Genomic DNA, 5842 nt, shown 5'->3' with positions numbered 1-5842 from the left:
CCCGGGAGGGTCGGCCGGGGTCCGGAGAAACGATGCACTGTGCTCGATCGAGTGAATCCGGGCCGGAACCCGGGGACCACCCCACCCGCCTCCGTCACGATCCGTGACCAGATGGACTTCGCGACTCCTGAGGAGGCAGCCGTGAGCACCGCCGAACCGGTCGAGACCGTCGACCTGCGCGCCGACCACCTGATCCGCGACCCCTTCACCGCCTTCGCCGACCTGCGCGAGCGCGCCCCGCTCGCCCGCGCCACCATCCCCGGCGTGGAGCCCTTCTGGATCGCCGTCCGCTACCAGGACGTCCGCACCGTGCTGTCCGACCCGCGCTTCGTCAACGACGTGAACGCCGTCGACGGCCCCGTCGACGACGAGCTCGCCCCCGCCCCCGCCCCCGCGCCCGTCCCCGGGCACCGCACCGAGCAGGTCTGGCGCGCCCGCGGCATGCCGCCGGAGTGCGCGAAGTACCTGCGCGCCGGGGTCTTCGGCGCGGACGGCGCCCGGCACCGCCGGATGCGCGGGCTGGTGCACCCCGCCTTCACGGCCGGTGCGGTGGAGCGCCTGCGGCCCCGGATCGAGCGGCTCGCCGAGGAGTACGCCCGGGCGCTGCCCCGGCACGCCGGCCCGGACGGCGTGGTCGACCTGGTGGCGCACTTCGCCTACCCGCTGCCCGTCACGGTGATCTGCGAGCTGCTCGGGATCCCCGAGGCCGACCGCCCGCAGTGGCGCCGCTGGAGCTCCTACCTCGGCCGGGGCGCCGGGCCCGGCCTGGACGAGGCGCTGCGCGCCATGGTGACCGCCGCCCGCGACCTGGTGGAGCGCCGCCGGGCCGAACCGGCCGAGGACCTGCTCTCCCGGCTGGCCGCCGCGGAGGGCGACACCCTCGCCCCGGTGGAGACCGTCTCGCTGATCCTCAACCTGATCGTGGCCGGCCACGAGACCACCGCCACCCTGATCGGCAACGGCACGGCCGCGCTGCTCGCCCACCCCGAACAGCTGGCACTGGTCCGGTCCGACCCGGGCCTGCTGCCCGCCGCCGTCGACGAGCTGATGCGCTGGTGCGGCCCGACCATCGGCGGGGTGCCGCGCTACGCGACGGAGGACCTCACCCTGGCCGGTACCCCGATCCGCAAGGGCGAGGCGGTGATGCCGATCCTCGCCGGGGCCAACCACGACCCGCGGGCCTACGCCGACCCGGAGCGCCTGGACGTCCGCCGGGCGAGCGCGCCGGACCGCGCGGGGCACCACGAGGCGCACCTGGGCTTCGGCCACGGCACCCACCGGTGCCTGGGCTCGGTGCTGGCGCACCAGGAGGCCGTCGTCGCCTTCGACACGCTGCTGCGGACGTACCCGCAGCTGGCTCTCGCGGTCGGCCCGGAGGCGGTCGAGCGCGGACCGAACCCGGCCGCCTGGCACCTCGCCGCGCTGCCCGTCCGCCTCGGGCCGCAGGCCCCGGCCGCGGGCTGACCCGGGCCGCCGAGCCCGCTGCCGACGCGCCCGACCGCCCCCGTGGTCGGGCGCGTCGCCACGACTGCCGCCGCCGCCCACCCGCCGCACGGCACGCCCGACCCCCACCACCCCGCGCCACGCCGGGCCGTCCCACCTCCGGTCGACGCCCCGTCAGTCCCGCAGCCCAGCCCTGGTGGCGGGCCCATCCGGCCGCCCGTACCGTCGACACGGCCGCACCCACCGGCCGTCACCGCCCGCGCACAGCGCGTCAGCCCATACCGCCGGCCCGTGCGGGGGACCACGACACCCGCACGATCACCGCGCGCGCCGAAAGAAACAGGTCACCACTCATGTCCACGCGACGGGTCCACCACCTCGCCGCGGCCACCGCCGCCGCCACCGCCCTGACCACCGTCCTCGCCGCCCTGGCCGCCGCCCCCGCGGCCCGCGCCGACGGTGGCCTCCCGCTGCACCACGTCCGGCCAGGAGAATCGATTCAGCGGGCGGTCGACGCCGCCCGGCCCGGTGACATCGTCCAGCTGTTCCCCGGCACCTACCGGGGCAGCGTCCGCATCACCACCCCCGGCATCACCCTGCGCGGCGCCGGCCGGAACAGCGTGATCGTCCCGGGGGACGGCACCGAGAACGCCTGCGCCGCCGCCGGCCACGGCATCTGCGTGGTCGGCACCGAGGAGCACCCGCTGTCCGACGTCACCGTCCACGGCCTCGCCGTCACCGGCTTCCGCAAGAACGGCATCGACGCCAGCGGCACCACCGGTCTGACCGTCAGCGGCACCTACGTCCACGACAACGCCCAGCAGGGCATCAGCCAGGAGATGTCCACCCGGGCCGTCATCCGCGGCAACCGCTCGACCGACAACGGCCAGTCCGGCGTCTTCCTCGCCAACTACGCCTACCGCGAGGGCGGCTCGCCCGACACCGGCGGCACCGTCGTCGAGGGCAACGAGCTGACCGGCAACCGGGTGGGCGTCACCGTCCGCCGGTTGCGCGGACTGGCCGTCCAGGACAACGGGATCAGCGGCAACTGCGCCGGCGTCTTCGTGGTCGGCGACGAGGGCGTGCCCCGCGCCGGGAACCTCGACGTCCGGCGCAACACCGTCGTCGGCAACAACAAGTTCTGCCCGGCCAACCCGCGCCTGGGCGCCATCCAGGGCGCCGGCATCGTGCTCACCGGCACCGAGGACACCCGGGTGACGGAGAACGAGGTCCGCGACAACACGGGCACCTCGGACTTCTCCGGCGGCATCGTCCTCTTCCGGAGCGTCGTCGGGGTCTCCAACGCCCGCGCCGTGATCACCGACAACGAACTGAGCGGCAACGGTCCGGCCGACCTCGCCGACCGCGACGCCGGCGCCGACAACACCTTCGCCCGCAACACCTGCGAGCGCTCCGAGCCGGCCGGCCGCTGCTGAGCCCCGGCGCCCCCTCACCCAGGCCGTCGGCCCGTCGCTCCCCATTCCCACTCCCGCCGCCGGCCCGTCGCCCCTCGCCGCCCGCCGCCCCAGGAACCCCCAAGGACCCGAGGAACCCGCCATGACCACCGCACCCGCCCTTACCAGCCCCCAGGCCGCGATGCGCCTGCGCGAACTCGTCTTCGGCGCCGCCTGCGCCGCCGCCGTCCGCGCGGCCGCCCGGCTCGGTGTCGCCGACGTGCTCGGCGACACCCCGACCACCGTCACCGACCTCGCCGTCGCACTCGACACCGAGCCCCGCCAGCTGCGCCGCCTGCTGCGCGCGCTCGCCTGCTACGGCATCTTCGAGGCGAGCGGCGACGACCGCTTCGAGCACACCGAGATGTCCCGGCTGCTGCGCGAGGACGCCCCCAACTCGCTGCGCTACATCTCCCTCTGGTGCACCGAGCCCTGGACCTGGGAGGCCTGGCCGAAGCTGGACGAGGCCGTGCGCTCCGGCCGCAACGTCTTCCCCGAGCTGTTCGGCAAGGAGTTCTTCGACTACCTGCACAGCGACGCGGGCGACTCGGCGAAGGTCTTCGACAAGGCGATGACCACCTCCAGCCGGCAGTCCGCCGAGGACTTCGCCGAGTACCTGGACCTCACCGGCATCGACTCGGTGGCGGACATCGGCGGCGGCCAGGGCCACGTGCTGGCCAGCCTGCTGGAGAGGCACCCGGCGCTGCACGGCACCCTGCTGGACCTGCCCAAGGTGGTGGCCGGCGCCGACCCGCGGCTCCAGGACGGCGGCGCCTTCTCCGCCCGGGCCCGCCTGGTGCCGGGCGACTGCCGGGTGGAGATCCCGGTCCGCGCCGACCTCTACATCATCAAGAACATCCTGGAGTGGGACGACGACAGCACCCGCCGCACCCTCGCCAACGTGGTCAAGGCGGCCGGCTCCGGCTCCCGCGTCGTGGTGGTGGAGAACCTGGTCGACAACAGCCCCTCGATGCGGTTCACCACCGCGATGGACCTGATGCTGATGCTCAACGTGGGCGGTGCCAAGCACTCCGAGGAGAGCATGGTCGGGCTGATGGCGGAGGCCGGACTGACGGTCACCGCGGTCCGCCCGGTCAACCCCTACCTGCACGCTTTCGAGGCCGTCGTGACGGGCTGAGCCACCGCCACCCGCCACCGCCATCCGCCGTATGACGGTACGGCGGTACGGCCACCGGCACGCACGACCGCCGGCCCCGAGCGAAGGGGGCCGGCGGTCGTCGTGTGCGCCGGTCAGCCCGGGTGCGAGGACTCCAGGTGGGCGAAGACCACGACGTTGTTCAGGTAGTCCCGCTGCTTCTTGTCGTAGGCGCCGCCGCAGGTGATCAGCCGGAGCTGTGCGTCTGGGGTCCTGCCGTACACCTTGGCGTCGGGGAAGGCGTTCTTGGCGAAGGTCTCCACCGAGTCGACCGAGAACACCGCGACCGTCCCGTCCTCGCGGCTCACCTCGACCTTGTTGCCCGGTTGCAGGAAGCTCAGCAGCAGGAACACCGCCGGGCCGGTGGTGGTGTCCACGTGCCCGGCCAGGACCGCGCTGCCGCGCTCTCCCGGGGTGACGCCGTCCCGGTACCAGCCCACCAGGTTCTTGTCGTTCGGTGGTGGCGCGTCGAGTTGGCCGGCCGGGTTGACGGTCAGTTCGGTGAACGGCGCGTCCACGGCGATCTGCGGGATCCGCAGCCGGGTCGGCTTGGCGCGTCCGAGCGCCGGCGTGCGCGATGCCGCGTCCGCGTCCGCGGCGCCCGCAGGACCGGGGACGGCCGACGCGGTGGCCGCCGGGGGAACGGGCCTGCCGTCCTCCGCGCCGAAGTCCGTGCCGGTGCCGACCGAGTTGTAGATCAGCAGCAGCCCGACCGCTGCCGTGCCCATCCCCGCGCGCAGCAGCCGGGATGCTCCAGAGGTGGGACCGCCCGTCATTCCTGTCCTCCGCTCGATCTGTTCCACGACGGCCCACCGCCCCCGGTGCGCCTGCCCCCGGGCGGGGAGGCGCCCGGAGGCGGTGGAATCAGAGGGCTTGGCGTCAGGCGACCGCGCCGGACGCGCGGCGGCCGCGGCGCAGGGCGTACGCGCCCGCCCCGAGGCCGCCGATCAGCAGCACCGCGCCGGAGGCGAGCCCGCCGCCGGCCAGCGCCATGCCGCCACCACCGGTGTGCACGCCGCCGTGCGGGCCCTTGTGGTCCTCATCCCGGCCTTCGGAGCCCCTGCCTTCGTCGTTGCCCTTGTGCTCGTCGTTGCCCCGGCCTTCGCCGTTGCCCCTGCCTTCGTCGTTGCCCCTGCCTTCGTCGTTGCCCTTGTGCTCGTCGTTGCCCTTGTGCTCGCCGTTGCCCCTGCCTTCGTCGTTGCCCTTGTGCTCGTCGTTGCCCCGGCCTTCGCCGTTGCCCCTGCCTTCGTCGTTGCCCTTGTGCTCGCCGTTGCCCCTGCCTTCGTCGTTGCCCTTGTGCTCGTCGTTGCCCCGGCCTTCGCCGGAGCCCCTGTGGTCCTCGGAGATCTTCTCGGGGTTGTCCTGCTTCTCCTGCCAGGTCAGGTTCTTGGCCTGGTTGGCGGCGCCGTCGGCGAAGGCCATGGGGGTACCGACAGTGAGTACGGCGGCGACGGCCGCCCCGGCGAGCAGTGTGCGTGCAGAACGCATGAGGATGATCCTTCCGGTGCGCACGACCGCGACTGCCGGCACGGTGCCGGGCAAGGGGAGTCGCAGGGGTGCGCCTGATCCACAGTCATCCACGGTGGGGCCGATTGCCATCGGAGCGTGACATTGTAGGTACGGAGAGTGAGCTTTTCGGGTGGAGTCCGCGGGTGTGTTCACTCGTACGGCCGGGTGATCCGGGTGAATCCGAGTCGGGCGAACCCGGGGCGGGGGCTCCGAGCGGAGCGGGGTCCGAGACGGCCGGGTCCGCGGCGGGGCGGTCCCGCCGGGCATGCGTGGGCCCGCC

The 5842-nt window shown here is 74.1% G+C and carries 5 protein-coding genes; 3 read left to right on the top strand and 2 right to left on the bottom strand.

All coding sequences use genetic code 11. The features are described 5' to 3' along the window. Positions 1–141: 141 nt before the first annotated feature. From ACIQOV_RS23935 to ACIQOV_RS23925, 3 genes are all read left to right on the top strand, one after another. On the top strand, positions 142–1464 hold the full coding sequence (locus tag ACIQOV_RS23935) for a cytochrome P450 (RefSeq protein WP_401051554.1): 1323 nt from the start codon (positions 142–144) through the stop codon (positions 1462–1464). A gap of 332 nt (positions 1465–1796) precedes the next feature. Further along, positions 1797–2879 (top strand): nitrous oxide reductase family maturation protein NosD, encoded by a 1083-nt coding sequence (locus ACIQOV_RS23930; protein WP_401051552.1) that lies wholly within the window; start codon positions 1797–1799, stop codon positions 2877–2879. A gap of 121 nt (positions 2880–3000) precedes the next feature. Then, positions 3001–4035, top strand: a complete 1035-nt coding sequence (locus ACIQOV_RS23925; protein ID WP_401051550.1) for a methyltransferase — start codon at positions 3001–3003, stop codon at positions 4033–4035. A 113-nt stretch (positions 4036–4148) separates the two neighbouring features. Here ACIQOV_RS23925 and ACIQOV_RS23920 read toward each other — a convergent pair whose 3' ends face one another. Both ACIQOV_RS23920 and ACIQOV_RS23915 read right to left on the bottom strand, forming a co-directional pair. After that, on the bottom strand, positions 4149–4829 hold the full coding sequence (locus tag ACIQOV_RS23920; RefSeq protein WP_401051549.1) for a class F sortase: 681 nt from the start codon (positions 4827–4829) through the stop codon (positions 4149–4151). A gap of 103 nt (positions 4830–4932) precedes the next feature. Next, positions 4933–5541, bottom strand: a complete 609-nt coding sequence (locus tag ACIQOV_RS23915) for a hypothetical protein (protein ID WP_401051546.1) — start codon at positions 5539–5541, stop codon at positions 4933–4935. Positions 5542–5842 lie beyond the last annotated feature (301 nt).

Source organism: Kitasatospora sp. NPDC091257, from assembly GCF_044757675.1.
GTDB lineage: Bacteria > Actinomycetota > Actinomycetes > Streptomycetales > Streptomycetaceae > Kitasatospora > Kitasatospora lactacystinica.
The sequence above is the reverse complement of the archived record's forward strand: the minus strand, read 5'-3'. Positions and strand labels throughout refer to the sequence as shown.

Excerpts from the sequence above, each read along its gene's own strand:
- ACIQOV_RS23930 (WP_401051552.1), top strand. The coding sequence starts at position 1,797 with ATGTCCACGCGACGGGTCCACCACCTCGCCGCGGCCACCGCCGCCGCC.
- ACIQOV_RS23925 (WP_401051550.1), top strand. The coding sequence starts at position 3,001 with ATGACCACCGCACCCGCCCTTACCAGCCCCCAGGCCGCGATGCGCCTG.
- ACIQOV_RS23920 (WP_401051549.1), bottom strand. The coding sequence starts at position 4,829 with ATGACGGGCGGTCCCACCTCTGGAGCATCCCGGCTGCTGCGCGCGGGG.
- ACIQOV_RS23915 (WP_401051546.1), bottom strand. The coding sequence starts at position 5,541 with ATGCGTTCTGCACGCACACTGCTCGCCGGGGCGGCCGTCGCCGCCGTA.